Annotated in this window: 25 protein-coding genes and 1 pseudogene; 9 read left to right on the forward strand and 17 right to left on the reverse strand. The window is 60.3% G+C overall.

All coding sequences use genetic code 11. From position 1 onward, the window contains the following. Positions 1–131: 131 nt before the first annotated feature. The 5 genes from AC1DE4_RS18740 to AC1DE4_RS18760 all read left to right on the forward strand — a co-directional run bounded on the left by AC1DE4_RS18740 (position 132) and on the right by AC1DE4_RS18760 (position 3236). A complete protein-coding gene (locus tag AC1DE4_RS18740) occupies positions 132–422 on the forward strand; it encodes a GIY-YIG nuclease family protein (protein ID WP_477882452.1) in 291 nt (96 codons plus the stop codon). Between the two features lie 1349 nt (positions 423–1771). Then, entirely contained in the window at positions 1772–1927 is a 156-nt protein-coding gene (locus AC1DE4_RS18745) for a hypothetical protein (protein WP_477882454.1), read from the forward strand. 48 nt (positions 1928–1975) lie between these two features. Beyond that, positions 1976–2242, forward strand: coding sequence for a hypothetical protein (locus AC1DE4_RS18750; protein WP_477882456.1), 267 nt, complete (start codon positions 1976–1978; stop codon positions 2240–2242). 145 nt (positions 2243–2387) lie between these two features. Beyond that, the gene (locus AC1DE4_RS18755) at positions 2388–2591 is read left to right on the forward strand and encodes a hypothetical protein (RefSeq protein ID WP_018116365.1); all 204 of its coding nucleotides are present in this window, start codon (positions 2388–2390) and stop codon (positions 2589–2591) included. 432 nt (positions 2592–3023) lie between these two features. Beyond that, positions 3024–3236: a cold-shock protein gene (locus tag AC1DE4_RS18760; RefSeq protein WP_007533154.1), complete on the forward strand. Its 213-nt coding sequence runs from the start codon at positions 3024–3026 to the stop codon at positions 3234–3236. Between the two features lie 80 nt (positions 3237–3316). On the opposite strand, the gene dusA is transcribed toward AC1DE4_RS18760, so the two are convergent. After that, on the reverse strand, positions 3317–4315 hold the full coding sequence (gene dusA / locus AC1DE4_RS18765) for a tRNA dihydrouridine(20/20a) synthase DusA (RefSeq protein ID WP_477882465.1): 999 nt from the start codon (positions 4313–4315) through the stop codon (positions 3317–3319). Between the two features lie 193 nt (positions 4316–4508). Between dusA and AC1DE4_RS18770 the strand changes: the two genes are divergently transcribed. Both AC1DE4_RS18770 and AC1DE4_RS18775 read left to right on the forward strand, forming a co-directional pair. After that, entirely contained in the window at positions 4509–5204 is a 696-nt protein-coding gene (locus tag AC1DE4_RS18770) for a fumarylacetoacetate hydrolase family protein (protein WP_018854752.1), read from the forward strand. Positions 5205–5215: 11 nt separating this feature from the next. Further along, a complete protein-coding gene (locus AC1DE4_RS18775) occupies positions 5216–5743 on the forward strand; it encodes a gamma carbonic anhydrase family protein (RefSeq protein ID WP_018854751.1) in 528 nt (175 codons plus the stop codon). 152 nt (positions 5744–5895) lie between these two features. Here the strand turns inward: AC1DE4_RS18775 and AC1DE4_RS18780 are convergent, their stop codons facing one another. The 5 genes from AC1DE4_RS18780 to AC1DE4_RS18800 all read right to left on the reverse strand — a co-directional run bounded on the left by AC1DE4_RS18780 (position 5896) and on the right by AC1DE4_RS18800 (position 8729). Next, a complete protein-coding gene (locus AC1DE4_RS18780) occupies positions 5896–6099 on the reverse strand; it encodes a hypothetical protein (protein ID WP_018854749.1) in 204 nt (67 codons plus the stop codon). Between the two features lie 47 nt (positions 6100–6146). Beyond that, positions 6147–6344, reverse strand: coding sequence for a hypothetical protein (locus AC1DE4_RS18785; protein WP_018854748.1), 198 nt, complete (start codon positions 6342–6344; stop codon positions 6147–6149). A gap of 261 nt (positions 6345–6605) precedes the next feature. After that, positions 6606–7004 carry a Fur family transcriptional regulator gene (locus AC1DE4_RS18790; protein ID WP_016554263.1) on the reverse strand — a complete coding sequence of 133 codons (399 nt, stop codon included), beginning with the start codon at positions 7002–7004 and terminating at the stop codon, positions 6606–6608. Then, a complete protein-coding gene (gene znuB, locus AC1DE4_RS18795; protein WP_018854746.1) occupies positions 7001–7816 on the reverse strand; it encodes a zinc ABC transporter permease subunit ZnuB in 816 nt (271 codons plus the stop codon). Before znuB ends, AC1DE4_RS18790 begins: the two co-directional genes overlap by 4 nt. Then, positions 7809–8729: an ATP-binding cassette domain-containing protein gene (locus AC1DE4_RS18800; protein WP_113471022.1), complete on the reverse strand. Its 921-nt coding sequence runs from the start codon at positions 8727–8729 to the stop codon at positions 7809–7811. Before AC1DE4_RS18800 ends, znuB begins: the two co-directional genes overlap by 8 nt. A gap of 101 nt (positions 8730–8830) precedes the next feature. On the opposite strand from AC1DE4_RS18800, the gene AC1DE4_RS18805 reads away from it, so the two are divergent. Continuing rightward, positions 8831–9817, forward strand: a complete 987-nt coding sequence (locus AC1DE4_RS18805) for a zinc ABC transporter substrate-binding protein (protein ID WP_018854744.1) — start codon at positions 8831–8833, stop codon at positions 9815–9817. Positions 9818–9958: 141 nt separating this feature from the next. On the opposite strand, the gene AC1DE4_RS18810 is transcribed toward AC1DE4_RS18805, so the two are convergent. The 10 genes from AC1DE4_RS18810 to AC1DE4_RS18855 form a co-directional block, all read right to left on the reverse strand. Further along, positions 9959–10270 (reverse strand): RcnB family protein, encoded by a 312-nt coding sequence (locus AC1DE4_RS18810; RefSeq protein WP_018854743.1) that lies wholly within the window; start codon positions 10268–10270, stop codon positions 9959–9961. 164 nt (positions 10271–10434) lie between these two features. After that, on the reverse strand, positions 10435–12048 hold the full coding sequence (locus tag AC1DE4_RS18815) for a glycoside hydrolase family 43 protein (protein WP_477882458.1): 1614 nt from the start codon (positions 12046–12048) through the stop codon (positions 10435–10437). A gap of 95 nt (positions 12049–12143) precedes the next feature. Beyond that, on the reverse strand, positions 12144–13175 hold the full coding sequence (mgrA, locus tag AC1DE4_RS18820) for an L-glyceraldehyde 3-phosphate reductase (protein ID WP_062371138.1): 1032 nt from the start codon (positions 13173–13175) through the stop codon (positions 12144–12146). 67 nt (positions 13176–13242) lie between these two features. Continuing rightward, positions 13243–14376, reverse strand: a complete 1134-nt coding sequence (locus AC1DE4_RS18825; RefSeq protein ID WP_018854740.1) for a Gfo/Idh/MocA family protein — start codon at positions 14374–14376, stop codon at positions 13243–13245. An 8-nt stretch (positions 14377–14384) separates the two neighbouring features. Continuing rightward, on the reverse strand, positions 14385–15146 hold the full coding sequence (locus tag AC1DE4_RS18830) for a sugar phosphate isomerase/epimerase family protein (protein WP_192240627.1): 762 nt from the start codon (positions 15144–15146) through the stop codon (positions 14385–14387). Between the two features lie 42 nt (positions 15147–15188). Further along, on the reverse strand, positions 15189–17654 hold the full coding sequence (locus AC1DE4_RS18835; protein ID WP_477882460.1) for a beta-mannosidase: 2466 nt from the start codon (positions 17652–17654) through the stop codon (positions 15189–15191). 121 nt (positions 17655–17775) lie between these two features. Further along, positions 17776–18861 carry an ABC transporter ATP-binding protein gene (locus tag AC1DE4_RS18840; RefSeq protein WP_018854737.1) on the reverse strand — a complete coding sequence of 362 codons (1086 nt, stop codon included), beginning with the start codon at positions 18859–18861 and terminating at the stop codon, positions 17776–17778. 3 nt (positions 18862–18864) lie between these two features. Beyond that, positions 18865–19785: a carbohydrate ABC transporter permease gene (locus AC1DE4_RS18845; RefSeq protein WP_018854736.1), complete on the reverse strand. Its 921-nt coding sequence runs from the start codon at positions 19783–19785 to the stop codon at positions 18865–18867. Then, positions 19778–20680: a carbohydrate ABC transporter permease gene (locus AC1DE4_RS18850; protein WP_025660691.1), complete on the reverse strand. Its 903-nt coding sequence runs from the start codon at positions 20678–20680 to the stop codon at positions 19778–19780. The genes AC1DE4_RS18845 and AC1DE4_RS18850 overlap by 8 nt, the downstream gene beginning before the upstream one ends. Before the next feature lie 213 nt (positions 20681–20893). After that, on the reverse strand, positions 20894–22129 hold the full coding sequence (locus AC1DE4_RS18855; RefSeq protein ID WP_018854734.1) for an ABC transporter substrate-binding protein: 1236 nt from the start codon (positions 22127–22129) through the stop codon (positions 20894–20896). 454 nt (positions 22130–22583) lie between these two features. Here AC1DE4_RS18855 and AC1DE4_RS18860 point away from each other — a divergent pair, with 454 nt between their 5' ends. Continuing rightward, positions 22584–23627 (forward strand): LacI family transcriptional regulator, encoded by a 1044-nt coding sequence (locus AC1DE4_RS18860; protein ID WP_062371141.1) that lies wholly within the window; start codon positions 22584–22586, stop codon positions 23625–23627. An 80-nt stretch (positions 23628–23707) separates the two neighbouring features. Here AC1DE4_RS18860 and AC1DE4_RS18865 read toward each other — a convergent pair. Further along, positions 23708–23939: pseudogene (locus AC1DE4_RS18865) on the reverse strand (NADP-dependent phosphogluconate dehydrogenase); the annotation flags it as partial.

Consider the following 23939-nt stretch of genomic DNA (forward strand, 5'->3'; position numbering starts at 1 on the left):
GCGCGGTGAATGAATCAGCAAACAACAACAATCTCCGCGCGATGGATATCGCGCCGCTGGGTGCCGGATCAAGTCCGGCATGACGGCCATCGCTGATTGCATTCTATCTCAGGAACACGCATCATCCGCTCATGAAGGGCTACGTCTACATCCTGACTTCGCAGCGCAACGGCACGCTCTACATGGGCGTGACATCCAACCCGCCGCGCCGCCTCTTCGAGCATCAGACCAACCTCACCCCGGGCTTCACCAGCCGCTACGGCGTCAAGACGCTCGTCTGGTTCGAGGAATACGACCTCGTCACCGATGCGATCGCTCGCGAAAAGACCATCAAGAACTGGCCGCGCAAATGGAAACTCGACCTCATCGAGACAATGAACCCCGACTGGCAGGACATCGCCCATTTCCTGCACGGCCCCTGAACTCGTGCCCACAACACCACCTCATCCGCGCGGCACTCGTCGCCAACTTACCCGTCACCCCGGACCTGATCCGGGGTCCAGCGCGCTCAAGTCCTTCAGCGCGAAAGACTCTCTTGCACCGCAGAAGCGGCGCCACTGGATGCCAGATCAAGTCCGGCATGACGGAGTGCAGAACGAGCATACCAAGGCAAACTCTGAGGTCGGACACCGCGCTCAAATCCTTGAGCGTGGAGACTCTTTGCACGGCAGACGCGGCGCCACTAGATGCCGGGTCAAGCCCGGCATGACGAAAGCGAGAACCCGCAAAGCCATTTAAGCGAACAAACTCGTCGACCTCACCGTCACCCCGGACCTGATCCGGGGTCCTCACGTGGTAATATTTCTCCAAAGCAGTTCTAATGCAGGCTGTGCAAAACCTGGCTTTATCTCTGGTGGTGTGTTTGACTTTTTCAACCACAAGGATCATGCATGACGGGAACACGGCGACCTGGAAGTGATGGTTCGGCCACATGGTGCGATCGGCAACAAGGTCCCGATCGCACTGATGAATCCGGGAGGCGCAACCAGCCCGCCCCCCCTGACACAAGCCGGAAAACTCCAGCCTCCGCTGGTCCAACGTTTGGGAGCGGATCATATTGATGTAATATCTCCAGAATTACTATTTAGTAAACTGAGCGAGATCAACGTGGATGATATTATAGCCGAGTTCAGCAAGGTCCGTTAGCCGGTCCTATCGGCACACGAGCGGGCCTCCGCAATAGAGGCCCGCATTGAGAAGTGCGGAGATCAGCGCATGTGAGCAAATTTATGCGCATGATTTGATGGGCCTACTTTCTTTCCTTTTACACGTTAGGTGAAATTCTACTCGAAATTCATCCCCACCCCTCCCAACACATGCCATCATCCCTCTCGTCCCGTCACGGATACACCGCAAGGCGTTGCGGCGAGGCGGGACCGGCGCGGGTGTGAGGGTCGGACGCAAATCCTCATGCACCGGGTCCGCAGAAAATGGTCTCCCTCCGGGGACGGCGGCGATCGCGCGAATGCGGCGTCGAGTTGAGCCCCGGACGTGCCTGTGTGGCACACATGGCCCCCAGGAGAAGTGAAGCTTCCTCGGGCAAGGCGGCAGAGGGACCGGAGTTGACGGCATAAACCGCCGAACGGGGCGCTCGACAGCGCCATTTTACACTTTTCAGATGAGGCTCTTTCGAGCACCCCGTCCGAACCCTGTCGCCCGCACGGGCCGGCAAACCGATGCCAGGATCAACCCACGGGCGGAACCAGCCGCGTGAAGGCAAAGCCGCGCGCCGCCGCCGGCGCACCGGCGAAGGAGAGACGGAGGCGCAGACATGATGGGATCCGCAGGGAAAACGGACGAAGCGACGATGAGCGAATGGGAACGCCGGATCGGCGACTACGGCACGCTGAGGCTGCGCCTGCGCACCGCCGAGATGCTCGGCCTGCCAGCGAGGGTCTGCGGCGTGCGCAACTGCCGCCGCACGTGATCCTGCCTGCTCGTCTTCACCCACAACAGGCTGCCGCTCTGCTACACCATGCTGACCGAGGACGAGCGGAAGGCGCATGACGAGTTCTTCGATTTCGCCGCCAGCGTCTACGAGGCGGCGCAGTCCGGCCATTTCGGCAATCTCTACCGGCTGCTGATCGACAAGCCGCCCGAGTATCACTATGCGGTGACCAAGATCGTCCGCCACGCCCTGCCGCCCGACCATCGCGCCCATGGCGGCCTCGACGCGATCGACAGGATCAGGGCCGGCCAAGCGCCCGCCGCGTGGAGCTGGAAAACACGTTTCCGGCGATGACCGCCGGAGCGGTACGGCGGCGCGTGCTCGTGTCGGACGATCTCGCACCGGACTGCAAGGCATCCTCTTCGGCCGCGCCGCCCGTTAAACTTGCTTCAACCCCTGGGTGGCATACCTGCCCCGGCAGCGCATAAGGAGACATTGCATGGCCTTCGTCGGCTTCAGGAACACCCACAACAACACGATCTATATCAACCCCGAGCAGGTCATCTACGTTTCCTCCTTCGAGGAAGACGTCACCATTGTCGCCTATGCCGTCACCGATGCCAGCGGCAAGCCCGTCGTGTCGCATGTGCGCGGCAGCGCCGACATCGTGCAGCACAAGCTCGCCAGCGCGGCTGCCCGCTAGGATTGCGCGCTCGAGGCGGTCACGGCCGAGGGGGCAAAGGCGCGCGGCGGTGCCGTTCCGGCACAGTTTCCGGAAACGGCACAGCAGTGGCTGTGAATGCTTACAATTCGTCAAGCGTCTGAATCTTTGGCGATTCCCGCTCCGGCGATTCTGGTGCCACAATATTGCCGCTTGCCTTTTGCTTCGAATGCTGTCACCAAATGCGGCTCTCGGGCATTTGCATGCCGGTGACTGGACTGATGTGGTAAAGCCTTCCGGCAGGAAGGCAGCGTGGGGGACACCCGCGTACGTAGACGTTCTTTCCCCGTTCGTGAACTACTCGACTGACCCTTCGCGCGCTGAATTTTGATGAGGGAGCGCGAAAGCTAAAGCCGTCCGTTTCCTCTCGCGGGGGATGGATACCAAACAGACTAAGGGAAAAGGACTATCCCAATGGCCACCAAGGGCACCGTAAAATTCTTCAACCAGGACAAGGGTTTTGGTTTCATCACGCCGGAAGGCGGCGCGAAGGACGTTTTCGTCCACATCTCCGCGCTCCAGGCTTCTGGCATCCAGTCGCTGCGCGAAGGCCAGCAGGTCACCTTCGACACCGAGCCGGACCGCATGGGCAAGGGCCCGAAGGCCGTGAACATCTCGGCTAACTAATTCATTCTCTGCTTCGGCAGGAAAGAGAACGGCGCTCCGCGAGGGGCGCCGTTTTTCGTTTGGCCGGTCGTAGCGTCGCCCTAGGCGCTGACCGTTTCCCGCGCGCCCTCGAAATCCACCGCCGCAAAGGCGGCGGCGATCACCTCGGGGCCTGCTCCCATCCTGACCGCGTCGGTCGAGAGAATCTGTCGGTAGCGCCGCGCGCCAGGCAGCCCCGTAAACAGCCCGACCATGTGCCGCGCCACCTGCTGCAGCCGCCCGCCGTTGGCGATATGGCGCTCGGCATAAGCCATCATCCGGCCGCGGATATCGCCCCAGTCAGCTTCGTCGGCAACCGCGCCATAGAAGCGATGGTCGACATCGGCAAGAATCGCGGCGTTCTGGTAGGCCGCACGCCCGAGCATGATGCCGTCGACGTGGTTCAAATGATCAGCCGCCTCGTCCAGCGTCTGGATGCCGCCGTTGATGCCGATAAAGACATCGGGCCGCGCCTCTTTCGTGCGGTAGACGATCTCGTAGTCGAGCGGCGGGATTTCCCGATTCTCCTTCGGCGACAGGCCCTTCAGCCAGGCCTTTCGGGCGTGGATCCAGACGGCGTCGGCACCGGCATCGAGCACACGATCGAGAAGATCGGGCAGAGCCGCTTCCGGATCCTGCTCGTCGACACCAATCCGGCACTTCACCGTGACAGGCACGTCGGCCACCGCCTTCATCGCCGCCACGCAGGCAGCCACCGTCTCCGGTGTCAGCATCAGGCAAGCGCCGAAGGTGCCTGACTGCACCCGGTCCGAGGGACAGCCGACATTGAGATTGATCTCGTCGTAGCCGTAAGGGCCAGCGATCCGAACCGCCTCGGCAAGTTTCGCCGGATCCGACCCACCGAGCTGCAGCGCCACCGGATGCTCCGCTCCGTCGAAGGACAGCAGCCGTTCGCGCGGCCCATGGATGATCGCATCGGCCACCACCATTTCCGTGTAGAGCAGCGCATTGCGGCTGATCTGCCGGTGAAAATAGCGGCAATGGCGATCGGTCCAGTCGATCATCGGCGCAATCGCGAAGATCGGCTGGCCCGACGTCAGGGCCTCGGCGTAGAAATTGGATGTCGTCATGCCGCGCTCATAGCGTAAAGGCAGGCAAAACGCCAGTTTTCCTCACGCAAGGCAGCCATGTCAGGATGCAAGGCGATGATGATGATGCGTTGTCGAACCACGCGTTCCCCCGCCGTTGCTTTCCGTCTAAGATGTCAGGACTCACGAACAGCAAGAGCGTGCAATGTCCCTTCCCGCCACCGTCATCCCGCTTCCGCATCCCGTCCTGCTTCCCGTCGAAGGCACAGCCGAGGCGTTCCCGGTACGCCGCGTTTACTGCGTCGGGCGTAACTACGCCGACCATGCGATCGAGATGGGCCATGACCCGAGCCGCGAGCCGCCGTTCTTTTTCCAGAAGAACGCCGACAATCTGCTGCCCGCAGGCAAGGACTTCCCCTACCCGCCGCTGTCCAGCGATGTGCATTTCGAGGTCGAGTGTGTGCTGGCGCTAAAAGCCGGCGGCCAGGATATCGCCGCCGACAAGGCGCTCGACTGCATTTATGGCTACGCCGTCGGCATCGATTTCACACGTCGCGATCTACAGGCCGAGGCGAAGAAGCTCGGCCGCCCCTGGGAAGTCGCCAAGGCCTTCGAATATTCAGCACCGGTGTCGCCTATCGTCCCGGCAAGCCAATTTGGGCATCCCTCGGCGGGCCGGATCTGGTTGGAATTGAACGGCAAGCGCGTCCAGGATGGCGACCTCAACCAGATGATCTGGAAGGTGCCTGAGATCATTGCCGAACTCTCGAGACTCTTCATCCTGGCGCCGGGCGATGTCATCATGACCGGTACGCCGGCAGGCGTCGGCGCCGTAAAGAAGGGCGACCGTGTCGATTGCGGCATCGACGGCATTTCCACGCTGTCGATCAACGTGGCCTGAGGGGAGACGTCATGCCTGTCTACGCGCTTGGCGAATTGATGCCGGACCTGCCGCCATCAGGCAACTATTGGATCGCCCCGGATGCCCATGTCATTGGTCAGGTGTTACTTGGCGTCGACGTCGGCGTCTGGTTCGGTGCAGTGCTGCGCGGCGATAACGAGCCGATCACCGTCGGCGCGGCGACGAACATCCAGGAAGGCGCGATGCTGCACACCGATCCGGGATTTCCCGTAACGATCGGCGAAGGCTGCACCATCGGTCATCACGCCATCGTCCACGGCTGCACGATCGGCGACAATTCCCTAATCGGCATGGGTGCCACGGTGCTGAATGGCGCCAAGATCGGCAACAACTGCCTCGTCGGCGCAAATGCGCTGATCACCGAGGGCAAGGAGTTTCCGGATAATTCCTTGATCGTCGGCTCGCCGGCGCGCGTGGTCCGCACCCTGGACGAGGCGGCGATCGCCGGGTTACGCCGCTCAGCCGAAAAATATGTCGGCAACTGGCAACGTTTCGCGCGGGACTTGCGCCCACTCTGAACTGTTAGAACAGCAGACCGACGCCGGTCACGTTCTTGACGGCCATCTTCACGAGATCGAAAACGGCGTTCAGGATCTTCTGCGCGGCGACATAAAGGAGGAATTCGAACTCGGCCACGCGCTGTTGAGATTGAGTACGAGAAGATGCAGCGTCAGGTCAGCAGACTTGGCGGTGATCGTCTCGCCGCAAGCTGCGCCATGACCTTGGCGGTCTTCTGCGCGATGAAACCCAGCTGGTAGGTCATCTCGTCGCGAATGGCGGTCCATTGGCCCTTTGCCGTCGCGGCAGCGACGGACAGCAGGCCTTCAAGCAGTTCTTCGGCAGATTCCGGTGCGAAATTCGCGTCAACAGACATGGCTGTCCCCCCTATTTCAATGACCCCTCCATCGTTCTGGCTATGCCTCAGGTGTTCTGAACGATCGTAATATTGTCCGTTTCGTTGGCCCGCTGACCCTTGGCCTCGAACTTCGCCCGGGATGCTTCGATCGCCTGCCGGCAGCGTTCGATGTTGTCGGCCACGAGCTGTGCGGCGCGCGCAGATGGTTTGCCCTGGAGATAAGCCGTGCGCCGCCCTGCGATATCGCCCGCGTCCTTCACCATGGCGAGAGCTTCGATGTAATATCGATTTTCGTCAGGCTCGAATGTGCGCCGTCAAGCTTCGTATAGACGGCCTCGTTGTAAACAGGCGCCAAGATGGAACATCCGCTGAGCGGAATTGCCAATATCAGCAAAGATAGATGACATTTCGGCATGTGTGAGTCCCCAGCCCCGCCGAACATCATAAACCAGCTACAAATACAATCAATACTTACATAAACAATAATCAGCAATCATAAAGAGAATTTGGTTGAGCGGTCAGGCCTAAGCGGCACACGCCTCACACAGACCACGGATCTCGATCGTGGTCTTCTCTGCCTTGAACTTCTTGCCGCGCGTCCAGTCCATGAGGCGGTGATCGACCTCGTGGTCGTGGAACTCCATGACATGCCCACAGCTCTCGCAGATCGCGAAGGCGACGATGCCGTGACTGTGGCAGTTCTGGTCCGGATGGGCGCAGGCGACGAAGGCGTTGATGCTTTCCAGCCGGTGCACCACGCCATACTCGAGCAGCTTCTCGAGGGCGCGGTAGACCTGCAGTGGCGCGCGAAAACCATGATCGCGCAGCTTGTCGAGGATCGTATAGGCGCTGAGCGGTCCGTCTGCCTTTTCGAGTACCTCGAAAACGAGAGCCTGGTTCTTGGTCAAAGCAGGTGCGTTCATGAACGTTGTCCTTCCAAGGCCTGCCCGCGCCCGCGCCTCGGCAGCAGGCTCAGAATGAAAAGGATCAGGGCCGCGACGACGATCGAGGGGCCGGAGGGCGTGTCGTAGGTCAGCGAACCGAACAGCCCGCCGACCACGGCGACGGCGCCGATCAGCGAGGCGAAGACCGCCATCACCTCAGGCGTCGAGGCGAAACGGCGCGCTGCGGCCGCCGGGATGATCAGCAGCGAGGTGATCAGCATGATGCCGACGATCTTCATGGCGATTGCGATGACAACAGCCATCAGCAGCATGAAGAACAGCCGCGCCCGCTCCGGCTGCAGTCCCTCGGCCTCGGCAAGCTCGGGGTTGACCGTGGAGGCCAGAAGCGGTCGCCAGAGCCAGGCGATCGCCGCCAAAACGAGAATGCCGCCGCCCCAGATCATGACAATATCCGTCTTCGAGACCGCAAGGATGTCGCCGAACAGGAAAGCGATGAGGTCGATGCGCACCCAGCTCATGAAGGCGACCATGACGAGACCGATCGCCAGCGTCGCGTGCGACAGAATACCGAGCAGCGCATCCGCAGACAGCGCCTGGCGTTTTTGCAGGAACAGCAGGAGGATCGACACGGTAGCCGCGACGAGGAACACGGCAAGCGTCAGGTTGAACTGCAGGAGCAGCGAGAGCGCGACGCCGAGCAGTGCCGAGTGGGCGATCGTATCGCCGAAATAAGCCATACGCCGCCAGATGATGAAACAGCCGAGCGGGCCGGTCGTCAGCGCAAGCCCGACGCCTGCAAGGATCGCGCGGACGAAGAAATCGTCAAACATGGCGCTCTCCTGCGGGCTGTTTGTGATCATGGCTATGATCGTCAGCATGATGATCGTGGCTGTGACCGGCGTGGTTGTGGTGGGCGTGGTCGTGCCCTTCGTGGCCATGATGGTGGCCGTCATCAGGATGGCAGTTATCGGTGACGGAGCCATCGGAATGCAGCACACGGCCATCCGGTAGATGCGTGTGGTCGTGGTGATGGCTGTAGACGGCAAGCGCCTGCGCAGCGCGGCTACCAAAGAGGCGGACATATTCGGCGCTCTGCGTCACCGCCTGCGGTGTGCCGCGGCAGCAGACATGGCCGTTGAGGCAGATGACGGTATCCGTCGCCGCCATGACGACATGCAGGTCGTGCGAAATCAGCAGGATGCCGCAGCCGGTCGAGTTGCGGATCGACTGGATCAGGTCGTAGATCGCGATCTCGCCTGAGAAATCGACGCCCTGAACGGGTTCGTCGAGGACGAGGAGATCAGGCTTGCGCGCAATCGCCCGCGCCATCAAGGCCCGCTGAAACTCGCCGCCCGAGAGATGCTGCACTTCGGCGCCGAGCATATGTGAAAGCCCGACGGCTTCGAGCGCGGCGGTCATGTCGTGTTCGGAGAGCGGTCCGGTCAGCGTCATCAGCCGGCGTACGGTGAGCGGCAGCGTCCAATCGATCGCAAGCTTCTGTGGCACATAACCGACCTTGAGGCCGTCGGCGCGTTCAACCGTACCCTCATCGGGCTTCAGCACGCCGATCGCCGTCTTGACGGTGGTCGATTTGCCCGAGCCATTGGGGCCGATCAGCGTCACGATCTCGCCGCGCGAGACCGAGAAATCCACGCCCCGGACGAGCCAACGGCCGCTTCTTTGGACGCCGACGTTGGAAAGCGAGACCAATGGCTTCGCTTCGGAATTTGCGGGAGAGAACATCATTTTTCCGAATGTGCTGTTGCGACTTGCTATCGCACACGTTATAGCATAACGCAATCGATGTAATAACATTACAACTGCAATTCAAGCGGAGTACACCGATGAAATTCGCGACGGCCCTTACCCTCGCAATTCCCGCCATCTTCTTTGCCGAGGCGGGCAGAACGGCGGATGCGCCTGTCGTGGTGACCTCGATCAAGCCGGTTCACTCGCTCGTATCGGCGATCATGCAGGGCGTCGGCACACCCGAACTGATCGTCGATGGCGCCGCCTCGCCCCACACCTACAATATGAAGCCGTCAAACGCGCGCGCGCTGCAAAACGCCAAGGTGGTGTTCTGGGTCGGTCCCGGGCTTGAAACGTTTCTGGAGAAGCCGCTGGAGGCGATCGGGTCTGATGCCGTCGTCGCCGAGCTCGACAAGGCGCCCGGCCTGACCAAGCTCAAGTTCCGTGAGGGCGGCGCCTTCGAACCGCACGACCACAGCGACCATGACGGTGAAGATCATCATGACGGCGATGGACACGATCATGCCCGTGCCGACACCGATCAGGGCCACGATCACGGGACTTTCGACACCCATCTCTGGCTCGATCCGCAGAATGCCAGGGCGATGGCCTCCGAGATCACCACCACCCTCGTCGCAGCCGACCCCGCCAATGCCCTCACCTACCAGGCCAACGCCAAGACGCTGGACGACAGCCTCGACGCGCTGGACAAGGAAATCGCCGGCATCGTGTCACCGGTGAAGGACAAGCCGTTCATCGTCTTCCACGATGCCTACCAGTATTTCGAGAACCGCTATCATGTACGGGTCGCGGGCTCGATCACCGTCAGCCCCGAAACGATCCCCGGCGCGGAACGCATTGCGGAGATCCACAAGAAGGTCGGCGAACTTGGCGCCACCTGCGTCTTCGCCGAACCGCAGTTCCAGCCGCGATTGGTCGATGTGGTCATCGAGGGGACCAAGGCGAAGGCCGGTGTCCTCGATCCGGAGGCCGCCACGCTCGATGCCGGCGCGGACCTCTATCCCAACCTCATGCTCGGCATTGCCAACAGCATGAAGGCCTGCCTCGCGCGAGAAAGCTGAGATTGCAGGGGCGGGTGCGGAACCCCCGCCCTTCACTAGTTCTGGCCACGCGCACAGCGTCCTACGGAAGCCTGTAATTGGCGTCTGATTGAATCAGAAGGGCGGCATTAAAGCCCCCTTTTCACATGGTGACGTCAGCGTTTAGCGAATGACGATGTTCGCGATCACACCGTTGACCGAGCCGATGAGCAGGAAGTCGTTGTCGACCTGCACCCAGCGATAGCCGCGTGGCGGAGCCGACAGGCGGTAGCGATGATAGTCGCGCACGTCACGCATATGGCGGCGCTCGGTAGGCGTCATGCGATGGCCGCGGCTCCACTTGTACTTCGTGACGTGAACGTCGCGCTCCACGACGACCGGCCGGCGGTGATCCTGGGCGCTCGCTTCGGTCGTTGCCAGCAGCGGAGAAGCGAGCACAGCAGTAGCGAGAAGGACGGTGGTGAGCTTTTTCATTGGGAGGTTCCTCGTGTTGAACACGCCCAGAACCTAGGTCCAAAATGATGAACCGAAACTGAAAGTTTGATTAAACTTACGTAATGAAAACACGTGTTTAAAAGCATCTATTAAATTAGCAAATGCGACATCTCCCGCAATTTCAGGCGATGTCGCTGGTTCGATCATAGTTCCTCGTAATTGAACCAATCGAAATCCGCGGTCTTTGCGCGACCCGACGTATCGAAGGCGAAAACGCCGGCGAATGCACCGGTGAACGAGCCGTGCTCGCCACGTCCGCCCTCGTCGGAGACCACACCGGCATCCAGCACAGGCCCGATCGGCTGCCAGGCCCCCTTGCCTTCCGTCTGCCAGAAGAACTGCAGGTCATTGTCGCGGATTTCCATGGAAAGCTGAACGCGCCCTTCGGCAGGCACCGCAACGCCGCTGCCGACCGGGAAGTCGAGACGGCTGTGGGGATAGTCGCCATTGCAGGAGAGAATGGTGACGCACCGTCCTAGCTTCTCGTGGAGGGTCACGGCGACCGCGTGGAACTTGTGCCTGTTATAGTAATGCGTCAGGCCGGCAACCTGCTGGTAGGTGTGGGGATCAAACTCCACGACCGTCTCCGCCCTGAAGCTGTGGTGCTCCTGACGACGGGCGACAAGAGACTGTTCGAACCACGAACCGATGCTTTCGCGCCCGATCAGCCTCAGATGTCCTGCCCGATCGGTAAGGTTGAAAATGCGCTCCGGCTGTGGCGTGCGAAGCCACTGGAAATCATCAGGCAGCTTTCCACCGTCGAAGCTGTATTCGCTGCGCACAGGCTTCTCGACCGGCACAGCGCCGGCCAGTCCCGGCACGGTGACATCGGGAACAACAGTGTCGTTCCCGAGGTAAAGCCACCCGTCCTCCTTCCAGACACACTTCTGCAGGCTGGTCTCGCGACCGAGCGTGCAGCGGCGCTTTGGCGGCATCGGACGACCGCAGAGGTGCGTGTGATAGGCCTGTCCGTCGGGCGTTTCGACATACTGGCCGTGCCCTGCTCGCTGGAGAATGGCTTCAGGATGATCCTTTGACGTGATGAGGTGCTTGTTCGGATGCATCTCATAGGGACCGTCGATCGTGCGCGAACGAGCCATGGTGACGGCATGGTCGTAGCCAGTGCCGCCCTCGGCGGTCGTCAGGTAATAGTAGCCGTTCCGCTTGAAGAGATGCGGTCCCTCGACGAGGCCCAGCGAACTGCCGGCGAATATGTTCTTGATCGGGCCCTTCAGCGACCTGGTCGCCGCATCCCATTCCTGCAGCAGAATGCCATCGAAGGCCGGCGACTTCGGCGCACCGCCGAAGCTCTCGGTGCGATGATTCCACTGCATGTTCATGAACCACTTGCGGCCGTCCTCATCATGGAACAGGGACGGGTCGAAGCCCGAAGAGTTCACGTAGACCGGCTCCGACCATTCGCCCTCAATGGTTGGCGAAGTCACGATGTAGTTATGCGCATCCTTGAAGTTGCCGTCGAAGCGCTTGACGTCGGTATAGACCAGCCAGAACAGCCCGTCGGCATAAGAAAGGCAGGGGGCCCAGACGCCGCAGCTGTCGGGATTGCCGCGCATGTCGAGTTGCGACTTGCGCTCGAGAGGACGCCGAACCATCGTCCAGTTCACAAGATCGCGCGAATGATGGATCTGGACGCCGGGATACCATTCGAACGTCGAGGTGGCGATATAGTAGTCGTCTCCAACGCGGCAAATGGATGGATCGGGGTTGAAGCCCGGCAGGATCGGGTTGCGGATCATGGTGAAGTCTCCTCCCTGAAATACGCGCGGCTTGCCGCACGTACATCAAAAAATGATAGGAGAAACGCCCGGCGCACTGGACCGGGCGCTTCGGTTTATTCGCGTTCCGCGGACTTTGCCCAGAGATTGATGTCGGCCTCGCGGGCATAGACATCGATCTCCTTGAGCTCAGCGGCGGTAAATTCGAGATTGTCGAGCGCCTTGACGCAATCGACGATCTGCGACGAACGGCTCGCGCCGATCAGCGCCGACGTCACCCGGTCGCCACGCAGAACCCAGGCAATCGCCATCTGCGCCAGCGTCTGGCCACGACGCTCCGCGATCTCATTGAGCTTGCGGATGTTGTCGATGATCTGAGGACGAATGAAGTCCTTCTTGAGGAAGTGGTTCTGGGCAGCACGGCTATCCTGCGGGATGCCGCCGAGATACTTGGTCGTCAGCATACCCTGCGCCAGCGGCGAGAACACGATCGACCCCATGCCGGCCTCGTCAAGCGTATCCAGCAGCTTGTCGTCCTCGACCCAGCGGTTGAGCATCGAATAACTCGGCTGATGGATCAGGCACGGCGTCCCGAGATCCTTCAGGATAGCGGCAGCCTCCCGGGTGCGCTGCGAATTGTAGGACGAGATGCCGACATAGAGCGCCCGGCCGGAGCGGACAATATGATCGAGCGCGCCGCAGGTTTCCTCGAGCGGGGTATCCGGATCGAAACGATGCGAATAGAAGATATCGACGTAGTCGAGACCCATGCGCTTCAAGCTCTGGTCACACGACGCGATCAGATACTTGCGGCTGCCCCATTCGCCGTAGGGACCCGGCCACATGTCGTAGCCGGCCTTGGACGAGATGATCAACTCGTCGCGCAGGCCTGAAAATTCAGTGCGCAGGATTTCACCGAAGGCGGTTTCGGCGCTGCCAGGAGGCGGGCCGTAGTTGTTGGCGAGGTCGAAATGGGTGATACCGAGATCGAAGGCCGTGCGGCACATGTCGATCTTGCGGTCATGCGGCGTGTCGCCGCCGAAATTGTGCCAGAGGCCGAGCGATACCGCAGGCAGCTTCAGGCCGGAACGGCCTGTGCGGTTATACTTCATCTTTGAATAGCGGTCGGAAGCCGGTTGCCAGCTCATAATTCTGATCCTTTAAGCGAAAAAGCGCGGGCTTGTCGCCCGCGCCGGACCATAGTCCTTTGGTCGCTTACTTCAAGAGCGCCTGCGCTTCTTCGATGCCGAGTGCGGCCGGCTGCGTGCAGGTCGTCGTCAGCTCGATGAAACGGCCTTCCTCGCCCGACTTCAGGATTGAAGTCATGACGTCGACGCCGTGCAGCGTGCGATCGAGCGAGCAACGCGCATCGCGCCCCTCGATGATCGCCATCGCCATGTCGGCGAGACCCGCCGTGCGGTAGTTGGCGCGCGGTCCCTGCGGGCTCTCCTGGTTGAAGATACCGAAGGGATGTTCCCAGCCTTCGACCGGCTTGATGTCCTTGTCCTTGCCGCTGGCCTCGACGACGCCGCCGAAGAAGTTCGGATCCGGCACGTAAAGCGAGCCCTCGGTGCCATAGAGCTCCATGTTGGCGTGGCGATGAGACCAGACATCCCAGCTCGCCGTCAGCGTGACAGTCGCGCCGCTGACAAATTCGAGGATCGCCTGGATCGTCGTCGGCGTCTTGACCGGGATGGTCTCGCCATGACGCGGCTGGCTGGTGATGGTGCGGGTCTCGGACGCCATGGAGGTCATCGCGCCGACGCGCTTCACCGGACCGATCAGGTTGATCAGGTTGGCGATGTAGTATGGACCGAGATCGAGGATCGGGCCGCCGCCGGGCAGGAAGAAGAAGTCCGGGTTCGGATGCCACATCTCCATGCCCGGGCTCATGACGTAGCACGCGCCCGAGGTGACGCGGCCGATGCCACCGTCGTCGATAAACTTGCGGGCAAGCTGGTGCGCGCCGCCGAGGAAGGTATCCGGCGCGCAGCCGACGGAGAGGTTCTTCTCCTTGGCAATGCGGCGCAACTCTTCACCCTGCTCGAGGGTGAGAACCAGCGGCTTTTCCGAATAGACGTGCTTGCCGGATTCAAGGATCGCCTTGGAAACCGGGAAGTGAGCATCCGGGATCGTCAGGTTGACGACGACGTCGATCTCGTCATTGGCGAGAAGCTCATCGATCGTCTGCGCCTTTACGCCGTATTCCTCGGCGCGGGCCTGGGCAGCCTGCACGTTGATATCGGCGCAGGCCAGGACCTTCAGACCCTTGAAAAGCGGAGAGAGTGAGAAGTAGGTGGTGGAGATGTTGCCGCATCCGATGATGCCGACGCCAAGTTCCTTGGTCATGATATGCCTCAATAAGTCTTGAAGGATGCGATCGAGCGCGTGATCAGGCGGTCGACATCGGCCGGGTTGTCATGCTCGACGACGTAGTGCTTGGTCTTGGTGCTCTTGAGTGCAGCGATGAGCTTGGCCCACTGCAGAGTGCCGTGGCCAACATCTGCCCAACCATCCTCGTTCTTGTTCTCGCCAGCCGGCGCAATGTCCTTGACGTGAGCCGAGGTGATGCGCGATCCGAGCTTTTCGATCCAAGAGAACGGGTCAGCACCACCGCGAACGACCCAGGCGATATCCGCTTCCCAGGAAATGTCAGGAGCGCCTTCAAAGATGCGTTCGATCGGCAGTGAGCCATCGGCGAGCTTCACGAATTCGAAGTCGTGGTTGTGCCAGCCGAACTCATAGCCGGCATCCTTGTAGGGCTTTGCCATCTCATGCAGCCGCTTGCCGAAGGCCAGCCAGCCGGCACCATCGGTCGGGCGCTGCTCGGCGGCGAGATGCGGCGCATAGATCGAGTCCATGCCGAGGACCTTTGCAATGTTCAGCGACTTCTGGACTTCGCCGTCGAGGAAATCGGGGCTGAAATGGCCACTGGCCATGACAAGACCGTTCTTGTCGAGTTCGGCACGCAGGCTGTTCAGGCCGGCATCATCGAGGTCGGCATAGATGCCGCCGAAACCTTCGACTTCCTGATAGCCGGCCTTGCCGAGCTTTTCAAAGATCGCCGAATAGGGCTGGAAGTTACGGGCGCTGTAAAGCTGGAAACTCAGTTTCGTCATCATTCCTCCTCGGGCCTCGTGCCCATTGCATTTCAGTCAGGATCAATCCACGGACTGACAGGATTGCAGGTCGTAGAAACGGAATTCCGGCAAGGTGCCGCCCTCGAGCGGCTTTGCCGGGGTGAAGGTAATGCGGCGCGTCTCGCCCGCCGCCAGATCGAAGGCATTGTCTGAATACTTTCCGTCGGTCTCGGTCTCGATCATCACGAAGAGCGCAAGTCCCTTCGCAGTGACGTTAAGGCACACGGAGCCGTCTTCCTCGACATACTCGTGTGTGACCATGAGGCCCGCAGCCTCGAGCTCCAGTGCCTTGTAGGTGCCGTGCACATAGTGCCCCTCGCCACCCATGCCATTCGACGCCGTGAAGCGCCAGGCAAGCAGTGTCCCGGCAGGAATTTCGGAAACGTCGATGCTCGTCGCCGTTACGGCTGCGTCAGGGGTGCAGACCGCCTGCACGTCCTTCAGGTGCTTGCGTTCGCCCTTCATGTCGAGGACCGAGACCGACAGGTCGATGCTGACCTCGGCAAGCGTGTCGTTGACCAGCGAGAAGCGGATCTGCTTGCCGTCCTCATCAGGGATCGCCGCAACGGCGACCGGCTGGAAGAAGCGCTTGACCAGATAATGCATCGCCTTCCAGCGACCGCCGTGGTCGAGGCTCGACCACGAGGCGACCGGCCATGTGTCATTGAGCTGCCAGTAGATGGTGCCCATGCAATGCGGCTTCAGCGACCGCCAGTATTCCACTGCGGTCTTGATTGCGAGACCCTGCTGGATCTGGCTGAGATAGACGAAATTCGGGAAGTCCTTCGGGAAGCGGAAATAGCGGAACATCGTCCCGGCAATGCGCTCGTTGCCACCTGCATTCTTCTGGTGCAGCTCCATGACAGGCGACGCTACGTTCATGTCCTTCGGATCGGCGTAGGTCTTGATGACAGGCAGCGACGTATAGGACTGGAAGCCGAATTCCGAGCAGAAGCGCGGGCGCACCGATCGATAATTGTCGAACGACTTGTTCTCGTGCCAGACCGACCAGTAGTGCATGTCGCCGGAACCGTCGGCATGCCAGGCATCGCCGAAATCGAGATAACCGGATGCCGGGCTCGACGGCCACCAGATGGCGTCGGGCGCCGCCTTCTTCATCGCCTGCTCGATCGTACGGTTGAGGCGATCGTAGGAGACGAGATAGCGGTCGCGATCCTTCTTCGACTCGTCGAACCAGCTGAGCGCACCGACCAGTTCGTTGTCGCCGCACCACAGCGCGATCGACGGATGCGAGGACAGACGGCGCACCTGATAGTCGACCTCAAGCGCGACGTTGTCGAGGAAATCCTCCGTCGAAGGATAGAGGTTGCAGGCGAACATGAAATCCTGCCAGACCATCAGGCCCATCCGATCGCAAAGATTGTAGAAATAGTCATGTTCGTAGAAGCCGCCGCCCCAGACGCGGATCATGTTCATGTTTGCGGCATGAGCCGACTGCAGCAGGTCTTCAGTCTTCTCGGGCGATGACAGCGAAAACAGCGCATCAGCCGGGATCCAGTTGGCGCCGCGGCAGAAGATCTCGCGGCCGTTGACCTTCAGCGCGAAACGGCTGCCGGCGGCATCGGGCGTCGTGATCAGCTCGACGGTGCGAAGACCGATTTGCTTGCTGACCGCATCCGACGGAAGATCGACAGTCAATGTGTAGAGCGCCTGCTCACCACTGCCCGCCGGCCACCACAAGCGCGGCTTATCGATCTGGAAGACGTGGTTGACGACGGTTTCGCCGGCGCCGACGCCTACGTCGAGCCGAATGCGTTCCCCGTCGAGCGTAAAATGAACAGGCACAATCCCCGGATTCTTGGCGAACAATGTCGCCGTCACCTGCAGATCGACGGAGCCGTCGAGATTATGGACCTGACGTGTCGTGACGTGGTCGATGCGCGCAGTCTCGAGCCTGCGCAAAGCGATCGTGCCATAGAGGCCGAGCGGCGCAATCGCGATGTTCCAGTCCCAACCGAAATGGCACTGCGGCTTGCGCAGCATATTGCCATTCGCAATAGGCGAATTGCCGGGGTGATATGGGATGTAGAACGGCTGCTTGGCCTGCCGGTCGGCACCGGCCGAAATGCTCGAGTGCAGCACGATCCGAATGTGGTTCTCGCCAGTCTTCAGCTGGCCACCTACATCGGGCCGGTAGCGACGGAAGCTGTTATCGGCGAGCAGCACCGGAGAACCGTTGACGAACACCGCGGCAACGGTATCGAGATAGTCGATATCGAGATACCACTCGCCGTCCGGCTCGGACAGCGTGAAACTGCGTTCCAGCACCCAGTCGCGCTGCGCCACCCACTGAACGATCTCCTCGTTACGGCCGAAATAGGGATTGGGGATCAGTTCAGCGGCATGCAGCGCCGTGTGCACATCGCCCGGCAGCGTGATCGATGTCGTGACCTCGCCGTCGGCTGAGGTGAGCTTCCACGATCCGGATAGGTCGAGGTTAAACCCGTTTGTCGGCAAGGAAGTCATAGCATTATCCCGATCGGGCCGCGCTTAGGACCGCCCGCAATCGCGGGCCGCAGCCGAACTTGGTGGCCAGATGGCCGATTGGAGAACGGGCGGAACTATACGCTCCGCCCTATTGCGATTTCTAGATGCGAAGCTCAGTCTCCGCATCAAAGAGCGACGCCAGCGACATATCGAAGCCGAGCTTGACGGCGGAACCGGGGCTGAAGCGGCGTGCACCATTGATACGCACGGACATCGTGTGGCCAGCATGCTTCAGCCAAAGCAGGTTGTCGGCGCCCATTGGTTCCTCGATGTCGACGGTCGCTTCGTGGACCTCGGCGCCGAGATTCTCGTTGACCTTCACATGTTCAGGACGAACGCCGAGAATGACCTTGCGGCCCGCTTGCAGCGATTCGGGCGCCTCATAGGCTGCAACAGAGAAGTTCACGCCGTTGGCGGTGAAGAACGCCTCGTCACCCTGCTTGGTGATCTCCCCACGCAAGAAATTCATCGACGGCGAGCCGATAAAGCCTGCAACAAAGAGATTGCGTGGCTTGTTGTAGATCGTCGTCGGGTCGGCAAGCTGCTGGATGATGCCGTTTTTCATGATCGCGATACGATCGGCCAAGGTCAGCGCTTCGATCTGGTCGTGCGTGACGTAGATCATCGTGTTGTTCAGCGACTGGTGCAGGCGCTTGATTTCGACGCGCAGCTCCGAGCGCAGCTTGGCGTCGAGGTTCGACAGCGGCTCGTCGAACAGGAACACATCCACGTCGCGCACCAATGCGCGACCGATCGCAACGCGCTGACGCTGGCCGCCCGAGAGCTCGGCCGGCTTGCGCTTCAGCAGCGGCTGGATCTGCAGGATTTCCGCCGCACGCGCCACGCGCTTGTCGATCTCCTGCTGTGGCACCTTGGCGACCTGGAGGCCGAAAGACAGGTTCTTCTCGACGCTCATCTGCGGATAGAGCGCGTAGGACTGGAACACCATGCCGATGCCGCGATCCTTCGGCTCTTCCCAGGTGACGTTCTTGCCCTTGATGAAGATCTGGCCGTCGGATGCGTCGAGCAGTCCGGCGATGCAGTTCAACAGCGTGGACTTGCCGCAGCCGGAAGAGCCCAGGAGAACCAGGAACTCGCCGTCGTTGATTTCGAGGTTGAGGTCCTTGAGAACGCTGACCGAACCGAAGTTCAACGAGAGATCTCGGATGGAAACACTTGAATTCATGGATCAGCCTTTCACTGCGCCAGCGGCAATACCACGGACGAAAAGTCGTCCCGATACGAAATAGACAACGAGCGGCACCAGACCCGTCAGGATCGTTGCGGCCATATTGACGTTGTATTCCTTCACGCCCTGGACAGAGTTGACGATGTTGTTGAGCTGCACGGTCATCGGGTAGTACTCCGGTCGGGTGAAGACGACACCGAACAGGAAGTCGTTCCAGATGCCGGTGACCTGCAGGATCATGGCGACGACGAAGATCGGCAGCGACATGGGCAGCATGATCTTCAGGAAAATCTGCCAGAAGCCGGCCCCATCGATGCGGGCAGCCTTGAAGAGCTCCTGCGGCAGCGATGCGAAGTAGTTGCGGAACAGCAGCGTCAGGATCGGCATCCCGAAGATGCTGTGCACGATGATCAGGCCCGTCAGAGTTCCATAGACGCCGATCTCACGCAGCACGATAACGATAGGATAGATCATCACCTGATAGGGAATGAACGCGCCGACGACGAGGATCGCAAAGAAGACTTCCGAACCCTTGAAGCGCCAGTTGGCGAGCGCATAGCCGTTCACCGAGGCAATGGCAATCGACAGGACCACCGAGGGAACGGTGATACGCACCGAATTCCAGAAGCCGCGCGAGAGGCCGTCGCAGTTCAGGCCTGTGCAGGCCGTCGCCCAAGCCTTCACCCAGGGCTCGAAGGTGATTTCGACCGGCGGTGAGAAGATATTGCCGAGGCGGATTTCGGGCATGCCCTTCAGCGACGTGACCATCATCACGTAAAGCGGAAGAAGGTAATATGCAGCGGCAACAAAAAGCGTGCCATAGAGAATGATGTTGCGCGGAGAGATCACCCGCTTCGGCTTCGGGCCGCTGGGGCCGGACGCGCGGCCACCGGAGGTCTTGAGAGTAACAGAATCAGGCACGTTTACGCCCTCCGAATTCCAGATAGGCCCACGGGATGATGATGATCGCGACGGTGACCAGCATCATGGTCGAGGCGGCGAAACCCTGCCCCAGATTCTGAGCCTGGAACATGTAGTCGTAAACGTATTTCGCAGGCACTTCAGAGGCGATGCCTGGACCACCTGATGTCTGCGCCACCACCAGGTCGTAGACCTTGACGATGCCACTGGCGATGATGACAAGCGTCGTGATGAAGACAGGCCGCATCATCGGAATGACGATGAAGAGATAGGTCTTCCACATCGGGATGCCGTCGACGCGCGCGGCCTTCCAGATGTCTTCATCGATACCGCGCAAGCCGGCGAGCATAAGGCACATGACGAGACCCGTGCCCTGCCACAGCGCGGCGATCAAAATGCCGTAGATGACGATTTCAGGTGTGTAGAGCGGGTCGAAATTGAAGCTTGTCCAGCCAAGCGACCGGACAACTGATTGGATGCCAAACTCAGGGTTAAGGATCCACTGCCAGACGAGGCCGGTAACGATGAAAGACAGGGCGAATGGGTAGAGGAAGATCGTACGGAACGTATTTTCGAACCGGATCTTTTGGTCCATCAACGCCGCGAGCACAAAGCCAATCACCAGGCTGAAGATAATCGATAGCACGCCGTAGATCGCAAGATTCTCGATGGACACGATCCAGCGCGGGGCAGCCCACAGGCGCCTGTATTGTTCGAGACCTACGAAGCTCAACCGCGGAAGGAGCTTCGAGTTCGTGAATGAATAAACGACCGTCCAGGCCGAGCCACCGACGAAGATGACCAAGGCGGTCAGGATCATCGGAATGGATGCAATCTTCGAATTCAGATTGCGCAGTAACTGATTTGGCCGGCCGGCTTTCGCTTGACCCGTCATTGTAATTCCTCCTGAATCGCAATTCTGCTGTGATCCAGAGCAGCGAACCGTCTACCGGTCGCCTCCTCTTCTCACTCCCACACCAAGGCCGGATGCCCTGCATCAGCTGCTACCAGCCTCGAGCGCTGCCGCCACCCGGACACGATGGGAGTTCCAGGCAAATCCGGCTCCGTCACACGGAGCCGGATCGCAACAGCGTCGGAAAAGCGACGATCAGTCGGCAGAAGCGATGATTTCAGCGAAGCGCTTCTGAGCGGCTTCTGGCGTCATCGACGGATTTGCGAAGAACTCCGAGAAGAGGTCTTCCTTCTGCTTCTGGCTATCCGCCGACAGAAGCTGGTCGGTACCTTGGATCACATTGCCCTTTGCGAGGATGTCGAGACCCTTCTTCATGCAGTCGTTGGCTGCACCAAGGTCAACGTCACCGCGAACTGGCAGCGAGCCCTTCTTCAGGTTGAAGGCAACCTGCGTCTTGGGATCGAGAAGCGTCTTGGCAAGCACAGCCTGTGCCTTAGACTTCTCTTCGTCCTTGAGCAGGGGGAAGTAGAAGGCATCACCGCCGGTGGAGATGATTTCGTTCACGCCGAGGCCCGGAAGGCAGGTGTAGTCGGTACCGGCCTTCTGACCAGCCAGCTGGAACTCGCCTTGCGCCCAGTCACCCATGATCTGGCCACCGGCCTTGCCCGTGATGACGAGGTTGGTTGCTTGATTCCAGTCCTGAACATTGCTGCCCTTGGACATACGGCGAGCGTCATCGGCGGCCTTGAAAACCTTTGCGATCTCCGGACCGGCAGCCGCTTCAGCGTCCTTGTCCTTGAACACCTTGAGGAAGGTATCCTTGCCGGCAATGGCAACCATCAGCACGTCGAACGCGCCGGCAGCTTGCCAGGGCTGACCGCCAACGGCGAGCGGAACGATGCCGGCCTTTTCGAGCGCCGGAGAGGCGGCGACAAATTCGTCCCAGTTCTTCGGCACTTCAACGCCAGCCTTCTTGAAGGCTGCATTGGAGAGCCACAGCCACTGCCAGGAGTGGATGTTGACCGGGGCACAATAGATCTTGCCGTCGATCGTGCAGGAATCGAGCAGGCTCGACGGACGAATGATGTCCTTCCAGTGCTCGGCGGTGGCGACGTCGGTCAGGTCCCGCATCAGGCCAGCCTGAACCAGCTCTTCGGCCTGACGACCATGGTTGAACTGCGTGGCACCCATCGGATCACCGCCGGTGATGCGGCTGATCATGATCGGACGCGCGGTACCGCCGGAGCCGGCGATCGCACCGTCGACCCACTTGTTGCCGGTCGCGTCGAATGCCTTTGCGAGTTCTGCCACGGCAGCGGCTTCGCCACCAGAAGTCCACCAATGGGTGACTTCAAGATCGGTCGCGTTCGCCGCACCGAGCGGCAGCACGACGGAAGCGGCAAGTGCAGCCGCGATCAAACGAAAATTCATGAGTTCTCCTCCCTCACTGAAACGTTGCCGGAAAAACTTAGTGCAATCGATATTTTCGCGCAACAGCCAGCCGATGAAAAATTTCTAAACTTTTTTCTTTGCAATCTCAGACTGCATAATGGCGTTGATTTTTGCACGGGAGAGCGTGGAAAGCACAACGAGCGAGCAAGTGCACAATCTGGATTATTGAATTGTTTTAACTCACAAAATATCGTAGTTATCGCATTTTCGGCGGCACGTTTCATTCGCAGGTGCAAAAAATGTGAGCAAAACACCATGACTAAACCTATGGGCGCACCCATGCTGTTCAAACGCGAAAAAGGTCTCGACAATTCTACTGTATCGTTACAGATTTCGCTGTCTGAGGGAGGAGCATCTTTGGTCGCACTTGCGCTTACGACGCTTCTAAAAAGACTCTATAAGCGGACCAAATCGCATAGGATGGTCTAGAGGGATGAAAAATAACGAAAAATTCGGAGACGCCACCGGCGTGCTCCAGCGGGAGAGGCCGACGCTCAAGACGATTGCCTTCATGACGGGCCTCGGTGTGACCACCGTTTCGCGTGCCCTGAAGGATGCGCCCGATATCGGTGCCGAAACCAAGGAGCGCGTGCGCATGGTCGCCCGCCAGCTCGGCTATCAGCCGAACAGAGCGGGCGTGCGCCTCAGAACCGGCAAAACCAACGTCATCGCGCTCGTGCTCAGCATCGACGAAGAGATCATGGGCTTCACCAGCCAGATTGTCTTCGGCATTTCGGACGTTTTGTCGGGCACGCCCTATCACCTCGTCGTGACGCCCTATTCCATCGCCAAGGATCCGCTATTACCGGTCCGCTACATTCTCGACACCGGCTCCGCCGACGGCGTTATTATCTCGCGAATCGAGCCCGACGACCCTCGCGTCAGCCTGATGATCGAACGCAACATGCCCTTCTCCACGCACGGGCGCACCGAGAGCGATCTCGTACATCCCTATCATGATTTCGACAGCGAGGCTTACGCTTATCAGGCCGTCCGCGCCCTCGTCGCCAAAGGCCGTCGGAAGATAGCGCTGCTGCCGCCGCCAGGCCGGCTCACCTATTTCGCCCATACGCGGATCGGCTTCCAGACGGCGCTGCATGTCTATGGCGCCGAAGAGATCCCGCTGCGCGTCAACATCGACGCGCCGTTGCAGCAGATACGCGACGAGGTGGAAGCGCTGATGCGTTCCTCGCATGCGCCAGATGGCATCGTTTCCTCCTCGGCCGCCGGCGCGATCGCCGTCAATGCCGGTGTAGAGGCTGCCGGTTGCGTCGTCGGTCGCGACGTCGACCTCGTCTCGAAGCAATCGACGGAGATCCTCAACTGGATACGACCGAATATGATCACCTGTTTCGAGGACGTTCGCGAGGCCGGCCGCGAACTCGCCCGCGCGGTGATCGGCCGCATCGAAGGCGTTCCGCCCGAAAAGCTGCAGAGCGTCAGCCAGCCGACCTGGCCGGACGGCGTCTTCGACTGACCCAACAGGAAACCAAAGCGGCGAGAATCAAAAAAGCCCAGTTTCGGCCGGGCTTTTTCTTTTTGGGAACGCGCGCCGGCTCAGAAGGTCGCCGCACCGCTACCCCACGGGCCGTGGTGGAAGTCCTTGCTGTCGAGGCGATCAAAGCCGTGCGCGCCGAAGTAGTCACGCTGCGCCTGGATCAGGTTCGCGGTGCCGCGGCCTTGGCGATAGGCGTCGAAATAGGTCAGCGCCGAGGTCAGCGCCGGAACCGGCAGGCCGGCTTGCAGGGCCGCCGCAACGACGCGGCGCAGCGCCGGGATCGATTCCTTG

This window comes from Rhizobium sp. 10N414 (assembly GCF_056394785.1).